23 protein-coding genes, 2 tRNA genes and 1 riboswitch are annotated in these 23,235 nt (G+C 47.3%); of the genes, 1 reads left to right on the forward strand and 24 read right to left on the reverse strand.

What is annotated here, in order from left to right; genetic code table 11:
* Window positions 1-5: 5 nt before the first annotated feature.
* From yycI to NST70_RS17095, 21 genes are all read right to left on the reverse strand, one after another.
* Window positions 6-788 (reverse strand): two-component system regulatory protein YycI, encoded by a 783-nt coding sequence (yycI, locus tag NST70_RS16995; RefSeq protein ID WP_026683518.1) that lies wholly within the window; start codon window positions 786-788, stop codon window positions 6-8.
* Window positions 775-2,058 carry a two-component system activity regulator YycH gene (gene yycH / locus NST70_RS17000; RefSeq protein WP_035188740.1) on the reverse strand — a complete coding sequence of 428 codons (1,284 nt, stop codon included), beginning with the start codon at window positions 2,056-2,058 and terminating at the stop codon, window positions 775-777. Before yycH ends, yycI begins: the two co-directional genes overlap by 14 nt.
* On the reverse strand, window positions 2,055-3,875 hold the full coding sequence (gene walK / locus NST70_RS17005) for a cell wall metabolism sensor histidine kinase WalK (protein ID WP_035188742.1): 1,821 nt from the start codon (window positions 3,873-3,875) through the stop codon (window positions 2,055-2,057). The genes yycH and walK overlap by 4 nt, the downstream gene beginning before the upstream one ends.
* A 4-nt stretch (window positions 3,876-3,879) precedes the next feature.
* On the reverse strand, window positions 3,880-4,590 hold the full coding sequence (gene yycF, locus NST70_RS17010; protein WP_014096628.1) for a response regulator YycF: 711 nt from the start codon (window positions 4,588-4,590) through the stop codon (window positions 3,880-3,882).
* A 396-nt stretch (window positions 4,591-4,986) separates the two neighbouring features.
* A tRNA-Phe gene (locus NST70_RS17015) sits at window positions 4,987-5,059 on the reverse strand.
* Window positions 5,060-5,090: 31 nt separating this feature from the next.
* Window positions 5,091-5,166 (reverse strand) — tRNA-Asp (locus NST70_RS17020).
* Between the two features lie 349 nt (window positions 5,167-5,515).
* Window positions 5,516-6,805, reverse strand: a complete 1,290-nt coding sequence (locus tag NST70_RS17025; protein ID WP_014096627.1) for an adenylosuccinate synthase — start codon at window positions 6,803-6,805, stop codon at window positions 5,516-5,518.
* A 174-nt stretch (window positions 6,806-6,979) separates the two neighbouring features.
* Entirely contained in the window at window positions 6,980-8,335 is a 1,356-nt protein-coding gene (gene dnaB, locus NST70_RS17030) for a replicative DNA helicase (protein ID WP_014096626.1), read from the reverse strand.
* 219 nt (window positions 8,336-8,554) lie between these two features.
* Window positions 8,555-8,998: a 50S ribosomal protein L9 gene (gene rplI / locus NST70_RS17035; protein ID WP_014096625.1), complete on the reverse strand. Its 444-nt coding sequence runs from the start codon at window positions 8,996-8,998 to the stop codon at window positions 8,555-8,557.
* Window positions 8,995-10,968 (reverse strand): DHH family phosphoesterase, encoded by a 1,974-nt coding sequence (locus NST70_RS17040; RefSeq protein ID WP_035188759.1) that lies wholly within the window; start codon window positions 10,966-10,968, stop codon window positions 8,995-8,997. The genes rplI and NST70_RS17040 overlap by 4 nt, the downstream gene beginning before the upstream one ends.
* Window positions 10,969-11,003: 35 nt before the next feature.
* Window positions 11,004-11,972, reverse strand: a complete 969-nt coding sequence (locus tag NST70_RS17045; protein ID WP_342475471.1) for a YybS family protein — start codon at window positions 11,970-11,972, stop codon at window positions 11,004-11,006.
* A gap of 131 nt (window positions 11,973-12,103) precedes the next feature.
* Window positions 12,104-12,343, reverse strand: coding sequence for a 30S ribosomal protein S18 (gene rpsR, locus NST70_RS17050; protein WP_013860883.1), 240 nt, complete (start codon window positions 12,341-12,343; stop codon window positions 12,104-12,106).
* Between the two features lie 44 nt (window positions 12,344-12,387).
* Window positions 12,388-12,888: a single-stranded DNA-binding protein gene (ssb, locus tag NST70_RS17055; RefSeq protein WP_017554535.1), complete on the reverse strand. Its 501-nt coding sequence runs from the start codon at window positions 12,886-12,888 to the stop codon at window positions 12,388-12,390.
* Between the two features lie 61 nt (window positions 12,889-12,949).
* Window positions 12,950-13,237, reverse strand: coding sequence for a 30S ribosomal protein S6 (rpsF, locus tag NST70_RS17060; protein ID WP_013860885.1), 288 nt, complete (start codon window positions 13,235-13,237; stop codon window positions 12,950-12,952).
* Between the two features lie 258 nt (window positions 13,238-13,495).
* Window positions 13,496-13,966: a 6,7-dimethyl-8-ribityllumazine synthase gene (gene ribE, locus NST70_RS17065; protein WP_013860886.1), complete on the reverse strand. Its 471-nt coding sequence runs from the start codon at window positions 13,964-13,966 to the stop codon at window positions 13,496-13,498.
* Window positions 13,967-13,978: 12 nt separating this feature from the next.
* A complete protein-coding gene (locus tag NST70_RS17070; RefSeq protein ID WP_342475472.1) occupies window positions 13,979-15,172 on the reverse strand; it encodes a bifunctional 3,4-dihydroxy-2-butanone-4-phosphate synthase/GTP cyclohydrolase II in 1,194 nt (397 codons plus the stop codon).
* A gap of 17 nt (window positions 15,173-15,189) precedes the next feature.
* Complete coding sequence (locus NST70_RS17075) at window positions 15,190-15,837, reverse strand: riboflavin synthase (protein ID WP_265114577.1); 648 nt, start codon at window positions 15,835-15,837, stop codon at window positions 15,190-15,192.
* Complete coding sequence (gene ribD, locus NST70_RS17080) at window positions 15,818-16,930, reverse strand: bifunctional diaminohydroxyphosphoribosylaminopyrimidine deaminase/5-amino-6-(5-phosphoribosylamino)uracil reductase RibD (protein ID WP_265114576.1); 1,113 nt, start codon at window positions 16,928-16,930, stop codon at window positions 15,818-15,820. Before ribD ends, NST70_RS17075 begins: the two co-directional genes overlap by 20 nt.
* Before the next feature lie 116 nt (window positions 16,931-17,046).
* A riboswitch (FMN riboswitch) is annotated at window positions 17,047-17,186 on the reverse strand.
* Window positions 17,187-17,260: 74 nt separating this feature from the next.
* Entirely contained in the window at window positions 17,261-18,361 is a 1,101-nt protein-coding gene (gene ychF, locus NST70_RS17085; RefSeq protein WP_014096616.1) for a redox-regulated ATPase YchF, read from the reverse strand.
* A 160-nt stretch (window positions 18,362-18,521) separates the two neighbouring features.
* A complete protein-coding gene (locus tag NST70_RS17090; RefSeq protein ID WP_013860891.1) occupies window positions 18,522-18,722 on the reverse strand; it encodes a DUF951 domain-containing protein in 201 nt (66 codons plus the stop codon).
* A complete protein-coding gene (locus tag NST70_RS17095; RefSeq protein ID WP_017550664.1) occupies window positions 18,712-19,623 on the reverse strand; it encodes a mechanosensitive ion channel family protein in 912 nt (303 codons plus the stop codon). The genes NST70_RS17090 and NST70_RS17095 overlap by 11 nt, the downstream gene beginning before the upstream one ends.
* A 214-nt stretch (window positions 19,624-19,837) precedes the next feature.
* Here NST70_RS17095 and yyaC point away from each other — a divergent pair, with 214 nt between their 5' ends.
* Window positions 19,838-20,461 (forward strand): spore protease YyaC, encoded by a 624-nt coding sequence (yyaC, locus tag NST70_RS17100; protein ID WP_017550665.1) that lies wholly within the window; start codon window positions 19,838-19,840, stop codon window positions 20,459-20,461.
* 217 nt (window positions 20,462-20,678) lie between these two features.
* Here the strand turns inward: yyaC and NST70_RS17105 are convergent, their stop codons facing one another.
* The 3 genes from NST70_RS17105 to NST70_RS17115 are packed head-to-tail and all read right to left on the reverse strand — an operon-like array spanning window position 20,679 to window position 23,050.
* Window positions 20,679-21,395 carry a DUF554 domain-containing protein gene (locus NST70_RS17105; RefSeq protein WP_026683512.1) on the reverse strand — a complete coding sequence of 239 codons (717 nt, stop codon included), beginning with the start codon at window positions 21,393-21,395 and terminating at the stop codon, window positions 20,679-20,681.
* Window positions 21,396-21,435: 40 nt separating this feature from the next.
* Window positions 21,436-22,296 (reverse strand): ParB/RepB/Spo0J family partition protein, encoded by an 861-nt coding sequence (locus NST70_RS17110; protein WP_071452206.1) that lies wholly within the window; start codon window positions 22,294-22,296, stop codon window positions 21,436-21,438.
* Entirely contained in the window at window positions 22,289-23,050 is a 762-nt protein-coding gene (locus NST70_RS17115) for an AAA family ATPase (RefSeq protein ID WP_017550668.1), read from the reverse strand. The genes NST70_RS17110 and NST70_RS17115 overlap by 8 nt, the downstream gene beginning before the upstream one ends.
* Window positions 23,051-23,235: the final 185 nt, after the last annotated feature.

Consider the following 23,235-nt stretch of genomic DNA (forward strand, 5'->3'; position numbering starts at 1 on the left):
CAAAATTATTGTGCATTTTCCATTTCGTTGACCTGACCTTCAAATGCATTGATAAATAATTGCTCTGTTTCATTCCCGTGTTTTACTGTAAAATGCCATGTCGGCACAAGCACCTGGAGTTCCGGCACCCTCGTATAGTAACCGAGTTCCGCCTTCGTCACTTTGCTGTTCGGTTTCAGCGTTCCTTTCTTATATAAGGCTTCCACCGCCTTTACCGCCGACAATGTCTCTTCTTCTTCTCGGTAGATTTTAATATTGGTCAAATACGTCTGGTCATAGGAAATGATTTCATTCTGGTCATTTAAATACACGGTCAATTTCGCGTTCTTATTATTAAAAATCATTTTTCCGTTATATGTCTCATAAAAGACGGCCTGATTCAAGTCTTTATCATAGTTCCACAGTTTATAGCGGCTGCCGTAAAGCATATTTTCTTGAATAACCGCCTCCAGCTGGTCCGTTTTGATTTTTGTTCCCAATTTCACCGGCTTATCAAAAGCGGAACTGAGTTGATACCCGTTCACGATTTCCGCCTGCTGGTTTTTCAATTTTTTCAAGTCTTTTGCGGTAAATACTTTTTCTTCCGCGCTGATATACGGCCGTTTTGCCTTTCCTTTCGGCAGGTTCACGAACGTAATGTTTGCAGCCTTTAAGCTTTGTTCCGCTGTCGGGCTGCCAATGACTTCATACTGATTTTTGACATGTTTGAAATACAACTGGCAGGAAAGGTAAATATCAAGCACCAAGAAAACAAGAATAAAGATTGTTTTTGTTTTACTCCAGTCCATCTTCATCCCCCCCTGCCATTTTCCAAATTCCGTCTTCGCAATAATACCAGGCCGGCTGCAGCGAAAGGATATCGTCACTGTCTTTTTGTAAACGGTACCCGACTGCAATATCTCTCACCTTGTTCATTTGAACGGAAGGGTTTGTCTGCAAGCCGGCGATTACATCCTGAGCCGGCGGGAGTTTAACAGCAGCCGGTTTTAACGTCAGGTTGAGCGACAGGTTGAAGTACGGGCGGACATACTTGTAAATTTCCGATTTGCCCAAGTATTCCCGGATCTCCGCCATGCCGTCATCGTTAAAAACAGGATAGCCGTCTTTAAAAAGCCGGAACGTGACTTCATTTTCCCGCTCATTGATTTCGAAATACTGGTACTGGTCCGTCCAGCCGCTGTGCTGGTTAATAAAATCAATGGCCCGCGTCAGCAGATGGTTTGGATCGGAGCTGTACCCGATGTCTTCCCCTGGATTCACGAAGGTTAAGACTTTATTGGATTCATCTGTCCGCAACAGGCTGATACCGTTTGTATATTCCCCCGCCACTTTCTTTACAAAGTTTGGATCGGCAAACAGCGCTTTTTTAAATTTATCAATTTCAATATCGGTTGTCGCATATTTGTACTGGTTCACCACCGGATTTCCGGCAGGCAGGTAGATTCTTCTCGGGCCGGAAAGGGCAAAGGCAGTATACGGCTTGTACAAAGATTTGTTGTCGTTCAGTTTTGAAATGAACACCTGAATGGATTTTTGATCTGTGCTTGCCTCATATACTTTATTGGACGCCGTTGAAATAAAATAAACATGGTTTAAGTTTTTGGTTCCTTTGTTTAATTCGATAACAATATGGTCAAAATCGGCATCCGGCACTTTTTTATTGGCAAAGTTCAGGACCGATTGATAGACACTGAACGGGACAGGGGCCGGAAAGTCCAATTCAATCCTGTTTTTTCCGTACATTAAATTATACAGGTCTTTTTTTTGCAACAGGCGAGAGCTGCTCATATCAAATGTCCATGTTCGAAGCAGATTCATCACCCGTGAAATTTCCCCGTCATGAACCGTGCCGGTTGTTCCGTCATTCTCATGGTAAAGTACTTTGTCAGGGAGGATGATGCCGGGCACCTTTTTTTCCTTTGCAATCGCGATATTGTCCAGATCTTTTAAGTTGAGCAAGTCATAATTCGGCTGGTTGTTCCAGATCAGCCACGTTAACAACAAGCTCAGAAGCACGAGCAACGTCAATATGATGGTTTTTGCTTTTTCAAGACTCATAGCCACTCATCCTCTTGTGCCGGTTCGTAGGGAAGGGTAAAGTAAATGGTCGTTCCTTTTCCTTCTTTACTGCTTGCCCAAATGCTTCCGCCGTGCATTTCCACCATTTCTTTTGCAATTGCAAGGCCGAGCCCTGTTCCGCCGAGTTTGCGGCTGCGCGCTTTATCAACACGGTAAAAGCGCTCGAAAATTTTCTTTACGTTTTCTTTCGGGATGCCTACACCCTGGTCAGAAATGCTGACTTCAATTTTTTCGTTCAGTTCCCTCAGCTTAAACGTAATCTGGCCACCTTCAGGGGAGTACTTCAACGCATTGGATATAATGTTGTACAACACCTGGGTCATTTTATCTTCATCGATTTCCACAAAAATTTCCGTATTCGGCAACTTGCGTTTGAACGTGACATTCTGCTGCTTTGCCATTTCAAACCGGTCAATGACATGGTGGAAAAACTCCACAAAATTGACCCACTCTTTATTTAAATGTTCGTCTTTGCTGTCCATTTTTGAAAGCTTCAGCAAATCATTCACCAGCCGGATCATTCGTTCCGTTTCATTTTGCGTCACGCCTAAAAACTGCGGTGCAATTTTCTCATCTTTCCATGCCCCGTCTGTTAAAGCTTCCAAATAGCTTCTCATCGTGGTCAGCGGCGTTCTCAATTCATGGGACACATTGGCCACAAATTCGCGGCGTTCCATATCAATTTTCTCTTGCTCGGTGACATCGTGCAAAACCGTAATCAGGCCGCTGACAAAACCGGCTTCATTTTGAATCACCGAAAAATTCGCTCGTAAAATATACGGTTCTTCATCCGTACTGAAGTCAAGGATAACGGAATCCTGCTCTGTCAATAAATCATCAAACTTATGTTCATTCTCAATTTTTAAAACCGATATAAGCGGCTGGGAAAGCACTGTTTCACGTGAAACATCCAGCATCTCGGCAGCCGGCTCGTTAATTAAAATAATCCTTCCTCTCCGGTCGGTCGCAATTACACCGTCTGTCATATGGGTCAGGATGGAGTCGAGTTTTCTTCTCTCGCCTTCCGTGCTGGCCTGCGCCTCCTGCAGCTTTTTTGTCATATGGTTAAACGAATAAGCGAGCTGTCCGATCTCATCATTCCCGATCACTTTGACTTTCCGGGCAAAATTGCCGCGTGCCATCGCCATCGCCTGCTTGCGGATCTCACTGAGCGGCTTTGAAATCGTGCGTGCGGTAATGATGCCAAGCAGGGCTGTAACCAGTACGGCAATAACCGTCCCTGTCATAAAAATCTGGTTAATCGCCTGCACCTGGCGGTAAACCGTTTCAATTTTGGAGACAAGGTAAATGATTCCGATCAGCTCACCATTTGCTTTAATCGGGGAAGCCAGCACCCACATTCGGTCGCCAGTCTGCTTGTCCAAATAAATCTGGTCTTCCGGCTGGCCGGTTACACGGACGCTTTTGACAATATCTTCGGTTGTTTTTTGGCCGACAATGCTCTGGTCATTGGAAGAAGTACCCAAAATAACGCCGCTGTGCGCGTCGATCAGCCGGATTTCAGATACATCCGTGCTTTTAAAATCGCCCAGTACTTTCCTCACTTTTAACGTAATATCCGCCGCCTGGTTCTGCTTTTTCGTCAACAGGTCTTCAATACTGTATTCAAGCACATTGACCTGGTCGTATATCGATTTTTTAAAATTCGTCTCGAGCTGGTTTTCCAGCTTATTGATAAAATACACCCCAATAATCTCCATCGCGACGACGATCAGCAGAATATAAATCAGGACAAACTTAAAGTGAATAGACTGGAAGAATTTCACCTTATTCATTTGGCTACTCCTGTTCAGGGTTGCGCAAATAATAGCCGACACCGCGCCTTGTCACAATCCACTCTGGGTGGCTCGGGTTATCTTCCACTTTTTCGCGGAGCCGTCTGACCGTTACGTCCACTGTCCGGACATCGCCGTAATAGTCATAACCCCACACGGTTTCAAGCAAGTGCTCACGCGTCATCACTTGCCCGATATGCTTCGCCAGATAGTGGAGCAGCTCAAATTCGCGGTGCGTCAGTTCAATCGTCTCGCCGCGTTTTGAGACGACATAAGCATCCGGATGAATGACAAGTGAACCGATCGCAATTTCATTGGATTCCTCTTCCTCACCCGGAGCCGCGGGCGTCTGCTGGTGCCGCCGCAAATTCGCTTTGACACGGGCAATCAGTTCACGGGTGCTGAAAGGTTTTGTGACATAATCATCGGCACCGAGCTCAAGGCCGAGCACTTTATCAATTTCCGAATCTTTTGCCGTTACCATAATGATCGGCATATTGTATTTTTTCCGCACTTCGCGGCACACTTCCATGCCATCCCGCTTCGGCAGCATAATATCAAGGACAATTAAATCCGGCTGCACCTCTTCCACCTTTTCCAATGCTTCCTCACCGTCATAAGCGCAATACACCGTATAACCCTCTTTTGTTAAATTAAACTGCAAAATATCGGCAATCGGTTTTTCATCATCCACGACCAAAATTTTTTTATCCATCGTCCATACTCCTTCATTTAAAATGCGCCATTCTCATTGATTGACATCTATCTACAACTTTCTATCATCTTTAGTCTTTATGTTCCTAAAAAATCTCATTTTCCCCGCATCATGGCGAACAGCAATGCCCCTGGAAATCCAGAAGCATTGCTGCTCTGTATCAAAGGATTCACAGGCAGCTTCCAGCAGCCATACTATTACAATTTTAACTTACTTGCATAAAAATTGTCCAATTCTACTGAAACCATGCCCCCTGGTAATATCTATCAAGAGTGCCGGGGGATACGGCTTGCATCCTGTTTTCCATTCTGGCGGGTTAGAAGAGCCATATTTAGAAGAGCCATATAATAAAAAAGCACTACGAGAGTCTAAGTCATCGCAGTGCTTTTTAGTAAATGGCCCGGGACGGAATCGAACCGCCGACACAAGGATTTTCAGTCCTTTGCTCTACCGACTGAGCTACCGGGCCCGAACCGAAAACAAATATGTATAATTAAAAATGGCGGTCCCGACGGGAATCGAACCCGCGATCTCCTGCGTGACAGGCAGGCGTGATAACCGCTACACCACGGGACCATTGTGCATTTTGTAACAACAGAAGTAATGTTATCATATCTATCATCCATTTTGCAACACATTTCTACAAATTTTTTAAGTGAATGGCAATCGAAATTTCAGCAAATGTTCATTTTCAAGCATGGCCGCCGTAAAAGATGGAAAATCATGACCCACTTTAAAACAATATAAAAACGGCGAGAAACCCCTTTTATGGGATCTCGCCGTTTTTTCCGTTCTAGTGGACATTCTGGGATGAAAATCGCTTTTAGCAACCTCACCCGATGATGCTTTTTCATCGGTTTTCTTTTCGACGTGGTTCCACTACCGTTTTTCCGGCAGCCCAAATCCGATTCGTCCGGGTTTTCCGTCACACCCGCCAGACACTTTGCACCACAATCGTCTGCAGGCGGTCCGGACCGACGGAAAACATGGAAAGGGGAACCCCGGTCAGTTGGGAAATGCGCTCTAGGTAATGGCGGGCATTGTCCGGAAGCTCATCAAGGGAACGGCAGCCGGTAATATCTTCCGTCCAGCCCGGCAGTTCTTCGTAAACCGGTTCGCATTCAGCCAGCACTTTTAAGCTGGCCGGGAACGCTTCAAGCACTTTCCCTTTATAGCGGTAGGCGACACAAATTTTCAACGTTTCAATGCCGGTCAGTACATCGAGCAGGTTTACGGACAAGTCTGTCAGGCCGCTCACCCGGCGCGCATGGCGGACGACAACACTGTCAAACCAGCCGACACGGCGCGCTCTTCCTGTCGTTGTGCCGTATTCATGTCCGGTTTCGCGGATCCGGTCGCCGGTTTCATCCAAAAGCTCTGTCGGGAACGGGCCATCGCCAACACGTGTCGTATAAGCCTTGGCAATGCCGACAACATGGTTGATTTTCGACGGGCCGACACCGGAACCGATTGTGACGCCGCCGGCAATCGGGTTGGATGATGTGACAAACGGATAAGTTCCCTGGTCAATATCGAGCATGACCCCTTGCGCCCCTTCAAAAAGGACGCGTTTGCCCGCATCAAGCGCGTCGTTTAAAACAACCGACGTATCGCAGACATATTGTTTAAAGCGCTGGCCGTATTCGTAATAAGGCTCCAAAATTTCTTCCAGCGTAAAGCCTTCCGTTTCGTATATTTTTTCAAACAGACGGTTTTTTTCCTCAAGATTGCGCGTCAGTTTTTCTTTGAATTCTTCGTAATCAAGCAGATCAGCAATCCGGATACCGGTCCTTGCTGCTTTATCCATATACGCCGGGCCGATCCCTTTTTTCGTCGTGCCAATTTTATTGCTGCCTTTCCGTTCCTCTTCTGCACCGTCCAGTTTAATATGGTAAGGCAGAATGACGTGCGCACGGTTGGAGATGCGCAAGTTTTCCGTTGAAATACCCCGTCCGTTCAGATAATCCAGTTCCTCGACGAGCGCCTTTGGATCGACGACGACACCGTTTCCGATAACACAAATTTTGTCTTTATAAAAAATCCCCGACGGAATCAAATGTAGTTTATACGTTTCCCCATTAAAACGGATGGTATGGCCCGCGTTATTCCCGCCCTGATAGCGGGACACCACTTCCGCATTTTCAGAGAGGAAGTCGGTAATTTTTCCCTTTCCTTCGTCCCCCCATTGTGTACCTACCACGACAACTGACGACATTGAGTGCACCTCCGCATATTTTACAAATCATGATTTCCATCCATCATTTTACCAGCTTAAACCGCCAACAGTCAATGTAAATCCGAACATTTATATATTTTTTCAGCGTTTTTATTCGTATAACGCACAAAAAAAGCCTTTCCCCGAAAAGGAAAAGCTTCATATCGATACTTGCTATGCCGGAACAGGCGCATCGTCAAACCGCCGTTCCAGGTTCACAAATTTATTGTACTCTTTTATAAAAGCGAGCTGGACGGTGCCGACCGGGCCGTTCCGCTGCTTCGCAATAATGATTTCAATGATGTTTTTATTCTCCGTGTCCTGTTCATAATAGTCTTCCCTGTACAGAAAAGCCACGATATCAGCATCTTGTTCAATGCTTCCCGATTCACGAATATCGCTCATCATCGGGCGCTTATCCTGCCGTTGTTCGACGCCCCGGGAAAGCTGGGAAAGGGCAATGACCGGCACTTCAAGTTCACGCGCCAGCGCCTTCAGCGATCTTGAAATCTCAGAAACTTCCTGCTGCCGGTTTTCCCGGGAACGGGCGCTTCCTTGAATCAGCTGCAAATAGTCGATGACCACCATGCCAAGCCCGTGCTCTTGTTTCAGGCGCCGGCATTTCGAGCGGATTTCCGTTACCCTTACTCCAGGGGTATCATCAATATAAATGCCGGAATTAGAGAGGCTTCCCATTGCCATCGTCAGTTTCCGCCAGTCTTCGTCTGTCAGCGCCCCGGTCCGGAGCCGCTGGGCATCGATATTGCCTTCCGCGCACAGCATCCGCATGACAAGTTGTTCAGCGCCCATTTCAAGGCTAAAGATCGCCACATTTTCCTCTGTCTTCGTGCCGACGTTTTGCGCGATATTGAGGGCAAATGCCGTTTTCCCGACAGACGGGCGCGCCGCCACAATAATCAAATCATTGCGCTGGAAACCGGCTGTCATCCGGTCAAGCTCGTAAAACCCTGTCGGTATCCCGGTGACGTCGCCTTTCCGGTTATGGAGCATTTCGATGTTATCATATGTGCTGACAAGGACATCTTTGATATGTTTAAAATCGCCGGCATTTTTGCGCTGGGCCACTTCCATAATGCTGCGTTCGGCTTCATCAAGCAGTTCATCGACATCGTCTTCCCGCGTATAGCCTTCCTGGGCAATATGGGTGGCAGTCCGAATCAGGCGCCTGAGCAAAGCTTTCTCAGCTACAATTCCGGCATAGTAAGCGATATTGGCCGCTGTCGGAACGCTTGCGGCCAGTTCGCTCAAATAAGAGAGGCCGCCTGCATCTTCAAGCTGCCGGGTGGCTGATAATTCTTCCGCCACTGTTACAAGATCGACTGCCTTGCCGGCATCATTCAGCTTCGCAAACACCTGGAAAATTTTTTGATGGGCATTCCGGTAAAAATCCTCTGCCGTCAAAATTTCCGAAGCTGTTATAAATGCAGAAGGCTCCAAAAAAATGGCACCAAGCACTGCCTGTTCCGCCTCAATATTTTGGGGGGGAATGCGGTCTTGCAATTCATTCATTTTGAATCCTCCATTTTATCCTAAATCATCCAGTTCCGGCACCAAACATAAGCATGCCGGGGAGAATGGCAGTTTAACCGGTAACCCGTTTGCCGTAAGAGAACCGCACACTTATTCCAAATAGAAAAAATGTGATCACGATAAAATGGATCACATTTTTCTGCACGTACTATTATTTTAACACGCGGAAAACAAAAAGAAAGCTGGTAAAATACGTTTCTATTCGGAAACGTGGACATTGAGCACTGCCGTTACGTTATGATGTAATCTGACCGGCACTTTCGTGTAACCCAAAGTGCGGATCGCATCCGGCAGCTCTATTTTTCTTTTATCCACCTGAATCTGGAAGCTTTTTTTCAGTTGTTCAGAGATTTGTTTGCTTGTAACCGAGCCGAACAGTCGCCCGTCCTGGCCCGATTTGGCTTTGATTTCAACCGTTATGTTCTCAAGTTTCTCTTTTAATTTTTTGGCTTCTTCCAGTTCTTCCTGCGCCAGTTTTTCTTCTTTCCGTTTTTGGGCTTCCATGCTTTTCAGATTGGCAGGCGTCGCTTCTATTGCCGCCCCGTTTTTGAACAAATAATTGTGGGCATAACCATCCGCCACATTTTTAATGTCTCCTTTTTTTCCTTTGCCTTTTACGTCTTTCAGGAATATGACCTTCATGATTGCTGACTCCCTTCCATATACTCTTCTATCACTTGAATGAGCTTTTCTTCTGCCTCATCAACCGTTATATTTTTCATCTGGGTGGCTGCATTGGAAAGGTGCCCGCCGCCATCCAGCGTTTCCATAATGATTTGCACATTGACGCTTCCAAGCGACCTTGCGCTGATCCCCACTTCATTCTCGCTGCGCCGTCCGATGACAAAAGAAGCATCGACGCCGTTCATCATTAAAATCGTATCGGCAGCCTGCGCCATTAAAACAGGGGAATAAATGGTTTCATTTTTCCCTTTTGCCACCGCGATGCCGTTTAGCGGAAATTTAACGGTTTCCACAAGCTTGGCGCGCTGGATATACGAACGCAAATCTTCTTTTAAAAATTTTTGTACAAGCACCGTATCGGCACCCTGGGCACGAAGATAGGATGCTGCATCAAACGTCCGTGAGCCTGTCCGCAATGTAAAACTTTTTGTATCCACTATTATACCAGCAAGCAGGGCAGTTGCTTCAAGCATATTGATTTTGCCGTTTTTCGGTTGGTATTCCATCAATTCGGTTACAAGTTCGGATGTCGAAGAGGCGTACGGTTCCATATAGACAAGCAGCGGGTTTTTAATAAAGTCTTCCCCGCGGCGGTGATGGTCAATGACAACGACATTTTCAATCCGCCTGACGATTCGTTCATCGATGACAAGGGAAGGCTTGTGCGTATCAACGACAACAAGCAATGTGTCATCCGTCGCCATTTCAAGCGCCTCATCCGGTGTAATGAAGCGGGCATACAAATCCGGATACTGTTTTATTTCCCCAAGCAGCCGCTTGACACTTGTGTCCGTTTCACTCGGATTTAAAATAATATAGCCGTCTTTTTGGTTGATTTCCGCCACTTTCCGGATGCCGACAGCCGCTCCGATGGCATCCATATCCGGAAATTTGTGGCCCATGATCATCACTTTGTCTCTTTCCATCATGAGTTCCCGCAGCGCATGGGAAATCACGCGGGCCCGGACCCTTGTCCGCTTTTCAACCGGATTTGTTTTGCCACCGTAAAATTTCACTTTTCCGTTCGCCTGCCGGATGGCAACCTGGTCACCACCGCGCCCGAGGGCAATGTCGAGACTCGATTGGGCAAGCTCCCCAAGTTCGGGGAGGGACGGGACACCTGCGCCAACCCCGATGCTCAAAGTCAGCGCCACGTTTTGCTTCGCTGTGGCCTCCCTGACTTCATCAAGAATCGAGAATTTATTGTCTTCCAATTCATGCAAAATCCGTTCATTAAATACCGCAATAAATTTATCAGACGAAATTCGTTTAAAAAACAGGCCGAACTCCATTGTCCATTTGTTTAAAATCGAAGTCACGAGACTGTTCAGGCTGCTGACAGACTGGTCGTCCATGCCTTGTGTCACTTCATCATAGTTGTCCAAATAAATAATGGCGATCACGGTCCGTTCATCTTCATACAACTGCTCGACTTCGGCCTGTTCCGTAATGTCGAAAAAATAAAGCAGCCGCTCTTCCAGTTTCAGGACAACCCTGTACTTCCTTTCATTCAGACTAATCGTCTCGGAATGCATTTCCTGCTTAATCAGCGGTACGAGCACTTCCGCTACATCATAAAGGGAACGCCCGACAAGTGTGTCTTCATTAAAGCAGGAGGCCATAAACGGGTTTGTCCATTCAATGATGTAATCTTCATTGTACAGCATGATCCCGATCGGCATTTCCATCAGCGCTTCTTCACCGACGCGTTTGACCCGGTAGGAAAGATTGGAGATATAGCGTTCGATTTCTTCGCTCGACCGTTGTTCCACGTAAAATGCGCAGTAGGATAACGCCCCGAGCACAACAATGCCGGCTGCCGTTATCCACCAGTGGTAAAAGAAAATAATACCGAGCAGGATGAGAGACACTGCAATTAAGCCGTATAACGGATAGCGCATGAACCGTTTATTGTAGTAAGAAGGCATACCTTCAGCTCCTATATTGAGAAACTAAGAAAGGGTCACTTTTGAATCATCCGCCTGAAATCAAATCCTAAATCCATTATACCGAATATCATAACAAGATAAAGCAGCGGGCTGAATATGATTGATAAAATGACGGCGAAAGCCAGTAACCCTTTTGGCCATTTTTTCTCGTGGCTGACAAAGCTTATAAAAGCGTACCCCTGCAGCAAAATGAGAATTTGGAAAATCAGCATCAGATTCAGAACCGCTTTTGCAAAGAAGCTGCCCGTGTCCCCGTGCATCAGCAGGTTGGCCACCATTGCCAGAATGAAATACCATAAGATATTTCCCGGCAGCCGCATTTCGCGGAAAGGTTGAAAGGACGGAACCGGGACACCGAAACGTTTGGCGATTGGAAAGTTCACAGAAATGAGCACAAAAACGGCGATAAAGGCAGAAAGCAATAACAAGCTCGGCAAATAGACAGAGTACATCTGGCTTGCGACATCGGCCATTTGCGCAAACCGGTCCTCATAGGCCTGTGGTTCCCCAAGGCTGTTGACAAGAGATTTCGACTGTTCGATTGACTGCTGCATGATTTTTAAGTTTTCCGCGATGATATTCAAGTGGAAAAACTTCAGGGTGGCAAACAGCCCGATGATCGTGATGGCTAAAAAGGTCAGGCTGGTTGCTATGTATATAAATAATTTAGATTTTTTTCGCTGAATAGCGTATCCCATAACAAATCCAATACAAACGAAAAAAACGGCCATCGGGATTGCCATGACTGTTCCCATAATGGCAGACACAAGCAAACAAACCAGACAGAAGACAAGAATTGAACGCAAAGAATATTTGGCACAAAACAGGACTAATGGCAGTGGAAGAAAAACCAGAACAATTATTCTAATCACTGGGACATATAATGTCACAAGCAGCATGACGCCGAAAACCGCTGCAAGCATTGCCCCTTCTGTCAGCATTCTTGTTTTTTTCACACGCATGCTCCCTTCAAAAAAAACCATCATTTCCCCTCATTTTACCATAACCCATCCATGAAGCAAAAAGATAATGAAACGAAAAAAGACAACCTGAAAACAGGGTGTCTTTTTTCGTTCATATATTGAAGGAAAAATCCGGGTGATTTTTCCGCTGCTTATTTGTCTTCTGCAACATAAGGGAGCAACGCCATTTGACGTGCGCGTTTGATTGCAGTTGTCAGTTTACGTTGGTATTTTGCGCTTGTGCCCGTTACACGGCGAGGAAGAATTTTTCCTCTTTCAGAAATGAACTTTTTCAGCAAGTCCACATCTTTATAGTCGATATGGGTAATATGGTTCGCTGTAAAGTAGCATACTTTCCGGCGTTTCCGTCCGCCTCTGCGTCCACCTGCCATTTTTTCACCCTCCTTTATATCATCACTTTACGGGTCTTCCCGCATTAGAACGGAAGATCGTCATCAGAGATGTCAATTGGTTGTCCATCATTTGAGAACGGATCTTCATCCGGCTTTGAATAACTTTGATTGCGCTGATTCTGGTTTTGATCCTGGTTGTACCCCGGGAAAGCATTCCCTTGGTTGTTCCCGTAATTCTGGCTGCTGCTGCGTTCCTGATTCGCGCTTCTCGGTTCAAGAAACTGGACGCTTTCTGCCACGACCTCTGTGACATACACGCGCCGGCCATCCTGGGCTTCGTAGTTGCGTGTCTGAATCCGGCCGTCTACGCCTGCCAGACTTCCTTTTTTCAAGTAGTTGGCCACATTTTCAGCCTGTTTTCTCCAAACAACACAATTGATGAAATCCGCTTCCCTTTCCCCCTGCTGGTTGGTAAACGTACGGTTTACAGCCAGGGTAAAAGTAGCAACCGCTACTCCGCTCGGCGTATAGCGCAAATCGGGATCTTTTGTCAGCCTGCCTACGAGAACAACACGGTTCAACATCAGAATCAACCCCTCTCATCATTCAAAGTCCGTTTCACGTGAAACGTTTTATCGTTAAAAATTATTCTTCTTCTCTTACAACAATGTGGCGGATAATATCACCGTTAATCTTCGCCAGACGGTCAAATTCCTGGACTGCAACCGGTTCAGCATTCACGTTGATGATATGGTAGTAACCATCACGGAAGTCCTGAATCTCGTATGCAAGACGGCGTTTTCCCCACTCTTTCGATTCGATGATTTCCGCGCCCTGGTTGGTGAGGACATTGTCAAAACGCTCAACAAGCGCTTTTTTTGCCTCATCCTCGATATTCGGGCGGATAATGTACATAATTTCGTACTTTCTCATCTGTTTGTCACCTCCTTATGGACTATGCGGCCCTTTTATGTAAAAGGGCAAGGAGCAATGGTTCATGCGTTCATTACTCACAAGTCGTAAGTATACCATATCCCGCAGGCAAAATCAAATGTCTTAAAGACTTCATCCCGCATTTGGCTATCGCTGACATTCCCATTTTATCAAACATACGTTCCTTTTGCAAGGGCTTTTTATTAAAAACGGACTGAAATTTTTATCAAAAACAACAGGGGGGAGGCATCCGTTTCACTATGCTTCTATTTTCCGGATCACATTCGCCATTTCGATCGCGCTTACTGCTGCATCCCAGCCTTTGTTGCCTGCTTTCGTCCCGGCCCGCTCAATCGCCTGTTCGATCGTGTCGGTCGTGAGAATCCCGAAAATGACAGGCGTTTCTGTATGGAGGCTTGCATGGGCGACCCCTTTTGCCGCTTCCGCACTTACATATTCAAAATGCGGAGTCGCGCCGCGGATCACCGCGCCAAGTGCCAGCACGGCATCATATTTGTCCGTTTCTGCCATCTTTTTTGCCGCCAGCGGGATTTCAAACGCGCCCGGCACCCAAGCAAGATCAATGGCTTCTTCTCTGACGCCATGCCTTAATAATGCATCCTTTGCCCCGCTTACAAGCCTTGTTGTAATAAATTCATTAAAGCGGGCGGCAACCACGCCGATTTTTAAGCCGGTTCCAACCAGATTGCCTTCAAATACTTGTCCCATTTTGATCTCCTCCTATATATGCAGCAAATGCCCCATTTTTTCTGCTTTCGTCCGCAAATATCCTTCATTTTCACGGACAGGCGCGATTTCAACCGGCACTCTTTCCGCAATTCGGATACCGTAACGCGCCAATGCTTCCACTTTATCAGGATTGTTTGTTAAAAGCCGGACTTGCGTTGCCCCGGTATCTTTTAAGATTTGCGCAGCGATGCAGTAGTCGCGCATATCTGCCGGAAATCCAAGCCGGCGGTTGGCCTCCACTGTATCCAATCCTTTTTCCTGCAGCCGGTAAGCTTTCAATTTATTCAGAAGCCCGATCCCCCGGCCTTCCTGACGCATATAAACGAGGACACCGCGCCCTTCTTTTTCAATCCGCGCAAGGCTCCGGGCAAGCTGCGGGCCGCAGTCGCAACGGAGGGAACCGAAGCAATCACCGGTCAGGCATTCGGAATGGATCCTTGCCAGCACCGGCTCTTCGCTGTTGACTTCCCCTTTTATAAGGGCAACATGTTCTCCCCCTGACAGCAGATCTTTGTAGCCGGCAGCCCGGAACGTGCCGTAACGCGTCGGCAGCGTGATTTCCGCTTCTTTTTGAATCAGTTTCTCATGTTTTTTTCTGTACTCGATTAACGATTGGATCGTCACCAGTTTGATACCAAATTTTTTGGCCATTTTCTCCAGTTGGGGAAGGCGGGCCATCGTGCCGTCTTCATTCATGATTTCGCATATCACGCCGGCCGGATTTGCGCCTGCCAGTTTTGCCAGGTCAACGGCTGCTTCCGTATGGCCGGACCGTTCCAGGACGCCGCCTGCTTTGGCCACTAACGGGAAAATATGCCCCGGCCGGTGAAAGTCTTCGGCTTTTACCCCGTCTTCTGCCAGGTGCCGGACCGTTTTGGCACGTTCAAATGCGCTGATGCCGGTCCGGGTGGCAGCATGGTCAATGCTCACGGTGAAGGCCGTTTCATGGCTGTCGGTATTTTGCCGTGCCATCGGGTAAAGATCGAGCTGCTGTGCTTTTTCCGCCGAAATCGGTGCACAGATGAGCCCGCGTCCTGCTTTGGCCATCAAATTGATCATTTCCGGTGTCGCTTTTTCCGCAAGGCCGATAAAATCACCTTCGTTTTCCCTATTTTCATCATCGACGGCAATCACGACTTTTCCGGCCTTTAAGTCTTCTACTGCTTCTTCAATGGTATGAAACAAGTTTTTCACCCCTTTGTTTACATAAAACCTTGGTCTTTTAAGAGCGCCATCATGCCGCTCTCTTTTTCCGCCCGTTCTCCGTTCCTGAACAGCCCTGCCATATACTTGGCCAAAATATCGCATTCAATATTCACGGCATCGCCAATCTTTTTTTCCGGCAATATCGTATGCTGCTGCGTATGCGGCACCAATGAAACGGTTAATTGCCCGCCCGCAGCCCCGAACACAGTCAGGGAGGTGCCGTCGAGTGCAACCGATCCTTTTGGGATCAGAAAGGCGGACAGGGAGGAGGGAACAGAAATCGTGATATAAACGGCATTTTCCATCCTTTGTTTCAAACAGACCGTGCCCGTGCCATCAACATGCCCTGTGACAAAATGCCCGCCGAACCGCCCGCCTGCAGCCATTGCTCGTTCAAGGTTGACTTTGCTGCCGATGTTCAGTCCGGCCAATGCCGTGCTGAAAAATGTTTCAGGCATGACATCAGCCGTAAATGCATTTGGCGTATAGGATGTGACGGTTAAGCAAACACCGTTCACTGCAATGCTGTCGCCAAGCCGTACATCTTGGAGAACCGTCCTGGCCTGTACGGCAAGCTTAAGGGAGCGGGGGCCTCTTTCCACACGTTTCAATATGCCGATTTCTTCAATAATCCCTGTAAACATGCGCCGGCACCTCCTTTTGGACGGCAGCCGTGATTTTTAAATCAGGCCCGATCTGTTCCACTTTTTCAAACCGGAGCGGCAAAGCATCGGCCACCTTGCCAAACCCGTGTCCATCGAAAGGGGACGGCGCGTTTTTCCCGCCGATCACTTTCGGGGCAATGTAAAAAATATACTGCTGCACTGCGCCTTCTTTTAAAAATGAGCCGTTTACTGCCGCGCCGCCTTCGACGAGTAAAGTCATAATGCCTTTTTCCCCGAGCGCTGCTAACACGTCACGGATCAAGAGGCGGGCATGCGGCATGCGGACCACTTCGACATCAAGCTGCTTCAGACATTGTTCTTTTTCTTTTGGTGCATCGCTTCCGCAAAAAATAATGGTTGGCGCATCGCCGTTTAGCACTTTCGCTTCCGGCGGGATGCGCAAATGGGTGTCTAATACAATGCGAATAGGATTTTTCCCGGAATGGGGCAAACGTGTGGTGAGAAGGGGGTTATCATGGAGAACGGTTTGTATGCCGACAAGTATTGCATCATGCCTGCTTCTTAACCGGCGGGCATCACGCCTTGCTTCTTCACTTGTGATCCATTTGCTGTCACGGGTTTCAGATGCAATTTTTCCGTCTGCCGTCATGGCGGTTTTGACAGTGACAAACGGTGTTTTCGTTTGAATAAAGTGGAAAAAAGGGCGGTACAACTTTTCCGCTTGTTCCTTCAATATCCCGGTTTCCACTTTTACTCCGGCTTGCCTGAGCTTTTCTATTCCTTTGCCTGCGACAAGCGGATTGGGGTCCAATGCAGCGATATATACTGTTTTGATGCCTTTTTCAATTAAAAAATCTGCGCACGGCGGCGTCTTTCCGTAATGGGCACACGGCTCGAGCGTCACAAAAACTTCAGCACCCTCTGCAAGCGGCCCGGCCTGTTCCACCGCAAGCCTTTCCGCATGTTTTTCTCCCGCCTTTAAGTGGGCCGCCATCCCGGCGATCGTGCCGTTTTTCACGACGACACTTCCAACCGGGGGATTCGGGGAAGTCTGCCCGGCCACACTTTCGGCCAAATGGAGTGCAAGCTGCATATAATCTTCTTTTTGCAATCCTTTCATGCCTCCTGTATTCAATTTCCGCCAACATACACCCGTGAAAACAAAAAACCCGCACGAAGATGTGCGGGGCAAAACGGCATCATGAAATACACGTTCCAATGAAACGTTTGATCCTTCTCCCATCCAGACTGTCACTGTCGGCTTTGGAATTTCACCAAATCCACCGCATTCCGGAGAATACGGGTCACGGGCTTTGAGTTTCCTCATCACCGCCGGTCGGGAATTGCACCCTGCCCCGAAGGAAAATATTCGACTGATACCTATTTTAACGGATGATTTGAATTTTTTCAATACAATTTGAATATTCGTCCAAAAGTCCTGTTATACATTAAACCTGAAATGCATGACATCGCCGTCCTGGACAACGTAGTCTTTTCCTTCCAGGCGCACTTTTCCGGCTTCTCTTGCTGCTGCCACGCTGCCATATTTGATTAAATCTTCATACGACACCGTTTCAGCCCGGATAAACCCTTTTTCAAAGTCGGAATGGATAATGCCTGCGCATTGCGGGGCTTTCATGCCTTTTTTGAATGTCCACGCGCGGACTTCCGGTTCCCCGGCCGTAAAATAAGTCGCAAGGCCAAGCAGGCTGTAAGCAGCTTTAATCAGCTGGTCAAGTCCGGATTCCTGGATGCCGAGTTCGGTTAAAAACATCTTTTTCTCATCGTCATCCAGTTCGGCAATTTCTTCTTCAATGCGGGCACAGATGACAATCACTTCCGCGCCTTCCTGTTTGGCATATTCACGCACCTTCCCGACATACGGGTTTGCAGACGGATCCTGAATGTCATCTTCCCCGACATTGGCCACATACAAAACCGGCTTGCTTGTTAAAAGCTGGAACCCTTTGACGATTTTTTGCTGGTCTTCGGTCAGTTCCACCGCCCGTGCCGGTTTTTCCGCTTCAAAAGCCGCCTTTAATTTGGTCAGCACTTCATATTCGGCAACGGCTTCTTTATCCTTCTGTTTTGCGATTTTCTCTACACGCCCGATCCGCTTGTCCACCGTTTCAAGATCGGCCAGGATCAATTCAAGATTGATCGTTTCGATATCATCAATCGGATCGACTTTCCCGGAAACATGTGTAATGTTCTCGTCCTCAAAACAACGAACGACATGGCAGATTGCGTCCACCTGGCGGATATGGGAAAGAAACTTATTCCCGAGCCCTTCCCCTTTGCTTGCGCCTTTGACGATCCCGGCAATATCCGTAAATTCAAAAGTGGTCGGGACCGTTTTTTTCGGATGGTACAGTTCTGTTAATTTTTCCAGCCGTTCGTCCGGCACTTCCACCATGCCGACATTCGGGTCAATTGTACAAAACGGATAGTTCGCAGATTCGGCCCCGGCTTTTGTAATCGCATTAAATAAAGTCGATTTTCCGACATTCGGCAAACCGACAATTCCGGCTGTTAACGCCATTTTATGTCCACTCCTTCAAACATTCTCGTATCTTTCAAGTTTTTCCCGGCTGTATCAAAAACCCCCGGGGTGCCACCGGATGCGCCCGGTTAACATGTTTCGTTTGCCGGCCTTATTTTAACCGCACCCCGGCTCCCAAAAAAAGACACCCATAAAAGGGCTATGCTTCTTCGTGCTTAACGAGGATTTTTTTCAGTTTGCGGGCAAATTCCCTGCGTGGCAGCAGCACGCTATGTCCACATCCTTCACATTTAATGCGGATATCCGCCCCCATCCGGATAATTTTCCAGCGGTTTGTGCCGCACGGATGCTGCTTTTTCATTTCCACAATATCATACAACCCGAAATTTTTATCTTCCATGTTCATCCCCCTTTAGAAATTGGCCGGCCAATGCCTCTTCTTTCTCAGTACGGGAATAAGTCACCATTTTCGGATAAGGTGCATGGATGCGATTTTCGTCCAATGCTTTTTTAATTTCTTTTTTCAGCACTCTCGCAATATACCAGTGTGCCATCGGGAGGGTTTCCGCTACCACCCTGAGTGTAACATCCGTGGTGCCGAGCTGCTGGACGCCCAACAGTTCAGGCTCTGTCACGACCTCTTCGTGCTGTCCGGCAAATGACACCAGTATTTCCTGAATGGCCGCTTCCGCTTTATCGATATCCTCTTCGTACGGAATACGGACATCCACAACGGCAACGCTGTTATGAATGGACAAATTGGTGACTTCGGAAATATTGCCGTTCGGAATGATGTATAATTCGCCGGTCCAGTTTTTGATTTTTGTTGTCCTGAGCCCGATTTCTTCCACAACGCCTTCGTATTTCCCGACCTGCACCGTATCACCGACCGAAAACTGGTCTTCAAAGATAATAAAGAATCCGGAAATAACGTCTTTTACAAGGCTTTGCGCCCCGAACCCGACAGCCAGCCCGACAATTCCGGCACCGGCCAGAAGCCCCTGGACATTGATGCCGAGAATGGACAAAATCGTGACAATGGCAACAAACCAGACGAGATAGGTCAGTGTGTTCACCATCAGCCGCAACAACGTGGCCTCGCGCCGCTCTGAAAACCGGAGAGGGGCTTTGGCACGGACTGCAAAAATTTTGCCGATCGCCTTTTTGCCGAATTTAATGACAAGCGATGCGACAAGCATCACCACAATGATCTTCAGCACTGTCTCCCCGATTCCGATCCATGTATCTTCATTTAACCACTTGGATGTGAGGTGTTTGAGATATGTCTCAAAATGGCCCATATTCCACCAACCTTCATTTCTTTTAACGTTATTGTAACAAAAAAACCGCGCTTGCTCGACAACCGGCTCCGCTTTTCAAAAATTACCTTTTTGATTGGCGGCTGAATCAAGTGTAAAACTGCCGGTTGCGGGTATCAAAAAAGAGATATGTTAAATGTATAGATTTTTTTGATTTTCCGTATACTGGTACTATTACAAAGAGGGAGTGGCTGATATGAATCTGAGAAAAGGACAATTGGAATTCAGCGGCAATCGTATCAAGGTATTTCATGATGATGTTCTGGCAAAAGAAATTATATCCAATCATATTTTATCAGCACTTCCGAAAAGTACAAACAGGGAATTGGTGGTGGTCTGCATCGGCACCGACCGTTCCACCGGGGACTCGCTCGGGCCTTTAACGGGCACTTTTTTGGAAGAAACAGGTCTGTCCTGCTTCAACGTATACGGAACGCTCGATAAGCCGGTTCATGCTTTAAACCTTGAAGAAAATATGGAAAGGATTTATCAAAAGCACCACGACCCCTTCGTCATTGCCGTCGATGCCTGCCTTGGAAAAATGAAGAGCGTCGGCATGATCCAAATCGGCGACGGTCCGGTGAAACCGGGGGCGGGTGTAAAGAAAGATTTGCCTCCTGTTGGCGACATCCACATTACAGGAATTGTGAACATCAGCGGTTTTATGGAGTTTACCGTCCTTCAGAATACCCGTTTAAATCTTGTTCTGAAAATGGCAAAACTGATCGCTGCAGGCATCAGCCGCGCCAATCTGCATCTTCAATATCAAAACGCCATGATTTCCATGAACAGCGGACAGGCGAAGGAGAAAATGATTTAAGTGCTCCAGAAACAGCAACATGTTTGAAACCGTTTATCCGAAATTCCCCGGTGAACGCAAACTTCTATACCATAAAAATCGGAATCAGATGAATGAATAAGCCGGCAACCTGTATGGCCCGGGATCCGGCAAAAAGGATCCGCAACTTCAGTAAGTTTCTGCCGGTTCACATTCATACTTCAACCGATAAACAGGTGTTGCTTCATTCCTGTAAAATTCAGCCAAAAACCGTATGATAAGCATGTAACAGGCCGATGAGCACGGCAACCACCACGATGCCCGGCAATAAATTCGCCACCCTGATTTTGGCAAGCCCCGCAATATTTAAACCGATAGCAAAAATCATAATTCCGCCGGTTGCCGTCATTTCGGTAATAAACGAATGCAGCACCGGTGCTGGGACAAGCCGGTTAATTTGCGTGGCAAATAACGCAATGGCACCTTCATAAAGGATCACCGGAACAACCGAAAAAATCACCCCAAAACCGAGGGTTGAAGATAAGATCAGTGCTGTGAAACCATCCAGAACAGATTTCGTGTACAGTACCGTATGGTCGCCCCTGATTCCGCTGTCCAATGCTCCGAGAATGGCCATCGCGCCAATCACAAAAACGAGCGTTGCCGTCACAAAGGCTTCGGCCGTACTGCCCTGTCCGCTGTTTCCAAACTTTTTTTCCAGCCAGGCACCGAGCCCGTTCAAATGGGCTTCGAGCCGCAGCATTTCGCCGATGACTGCGCCAATCACAAGGCTTAATATTACGATAATATACTGTTCACTTTTCAGCCCCATTCCGAGCCCCAGCACCATCACCGCAAGCCCGATCGCCTGCATCACGGTGCCTTTCATTTGCTCCGGAATATGGTTTAACAGCCTTCCGATAAAAGAACCGGCCACAATGCTCAGCCCGTTTACAATTGTCCCCAGCAATACCATCTAATTCACCCGTTTTTTATCTCTTTATCTTTGTATATCGTTACGGTTCCTGTTCAAAACCGGCATCCAGCAATTGTAAAATCCGCTCTAAATCTTCATTGGACATAAATTCAATTTCAATTTTTCCTTTTTTCTTTGTCCGCTTAATATGGACGGTTGTCCCAAACTTTTCACGCAGAACCGTTTCGTGTTCTTGGATAAAAATATCTTTTTCCTGTTTGTCTTTCTTCGTTTCACGTGAAACATTCCGGTTCAGCTGTTGGACAAGCTTTTCCAGCTGGCGGACACTTAATCCTTCGGCAATAACCTTTTCCGCAATTTCCTCCATTTTTTCTTTCTTTTCCAGGCCAAGCAGCGTACGGCCGTGTCCCATTGAAAGTTTGCCTTTAGACATGGCCTCCTGGATGCTGACCGGCAAAGACAAAATACGGAGGTGATTGGCAATATAGGGCCGGCTTTTTCCGAGCCGTTTCGCCAGCTCGTCCTGTGTGACATTTAGTTTCTCAAGCAAAAACTGGTACGCATTGGCTTCTTCAATCGGCGTTAAATCTTCCCGCTGCAAGTTTTCGAGCACGGCAAATTCCATCATCTGCCGGTCGTTTAAATCGCGGACGACAACCGGCACCGTCGTAAGTTTTGCTTCTATTGCGGCTCTGTATCTCCGTTCCCCGACAATGATTTCGTATCCTTTAATGCTCTTGCGCACAATAAGCGGCTGCAAGATGCCATGCTGGAGAATGGATTCTTTTAATTCATTAAGCGCTTCGGGTTCAAAATTCTTCCGCGGCTGATAAGGATTCGGGCGCAATTCTTTAATATTGACTTCCTGCACGGCATCTTCTTTGTCAACGTCCATATTGGCAAACAACGCGTTAATGCCTTTTCCAAGTCCTTTAGCCATTTGCCGCCACTTCCTTTGCTAAGTCTAAATACACTTCCGCACCGCGCGATTTCGGGTCGTAAAGAATAATCGGCTGTCCGTGGCTCGGTGCTTCGCTTAACCGGATATTGCGGGGGATAATGGTACGGTACACTTTGTCCCTGAAATATTTTTTCACTTCTTCAATGACTTGGAGTCCTAAGTTGGTACGGGCATCTAGCATCGTCAGCAGCACGCCGTCAATCATCAGATTGTGATTCAAATGCTTTTGGACAAGCCTGACCGTGCTGAGCAGCTGGCTTAACCCTTCCAAAGCGTAATATTCGCACTGGACGGGGATAATGACGGCATCCGACGCGGTTAGCGCATTTAACGTCAATAGGCCGAGAGAGGGAGGGCAGTCAATGATAATATAATCATAATCGTCTTTAATGGCGCTGATCGCCCGCTTTAACCTGACTTCCCTTGAAATGGTCGGAACCAGTTCAATCTCCGCTCCCGCCAGTTGAATCGTTGCCGGCACGGAATAAAGCCCGTCCACGGCCGTTGCCCTGATTACTTCCTTTATATTCGCATCTTCCACTAACACATCATAAATACACTGCTGAACTTCGCCTTTATCAATTCCGGCTCCGCTTGTTGCATTTCCCTGGGGGTCGGTATCGACAAGCAAAACCTTCTTCCCGATGTATGCTAAGCAGGCACCCAAGTTGACAGAAGTGGTTGTTTTTCCTACGCCTCCTTTTTGATTGGCGATAGAAATCACTTTTCCCACGGTTGCCACCTACCTTTTTTTGTCACGCTCGTCACGGCCCGTCTGCAAATAGCTACTCATTTGCAAAACGGCAAACACGTAACTTTATTGTATCAAAGTTTGCAAGATTCGTTTACTGAAAACCGAAAAAAGGTTGTTTCAAGTTTTTTCGGCAGTTGGAAATCAGGAGGCGCAGCTTCCATGCC

It is taken from the genome of Weizmannia sp. FSL K6-0777, from assembly GCF_038593185.1.
Taxonomy (GTDB): Bacteria; Bacillota; Bacilli; order Bacillales; family Bacillaceae_C; genus Weizmannia; species Weizmannia faecalis.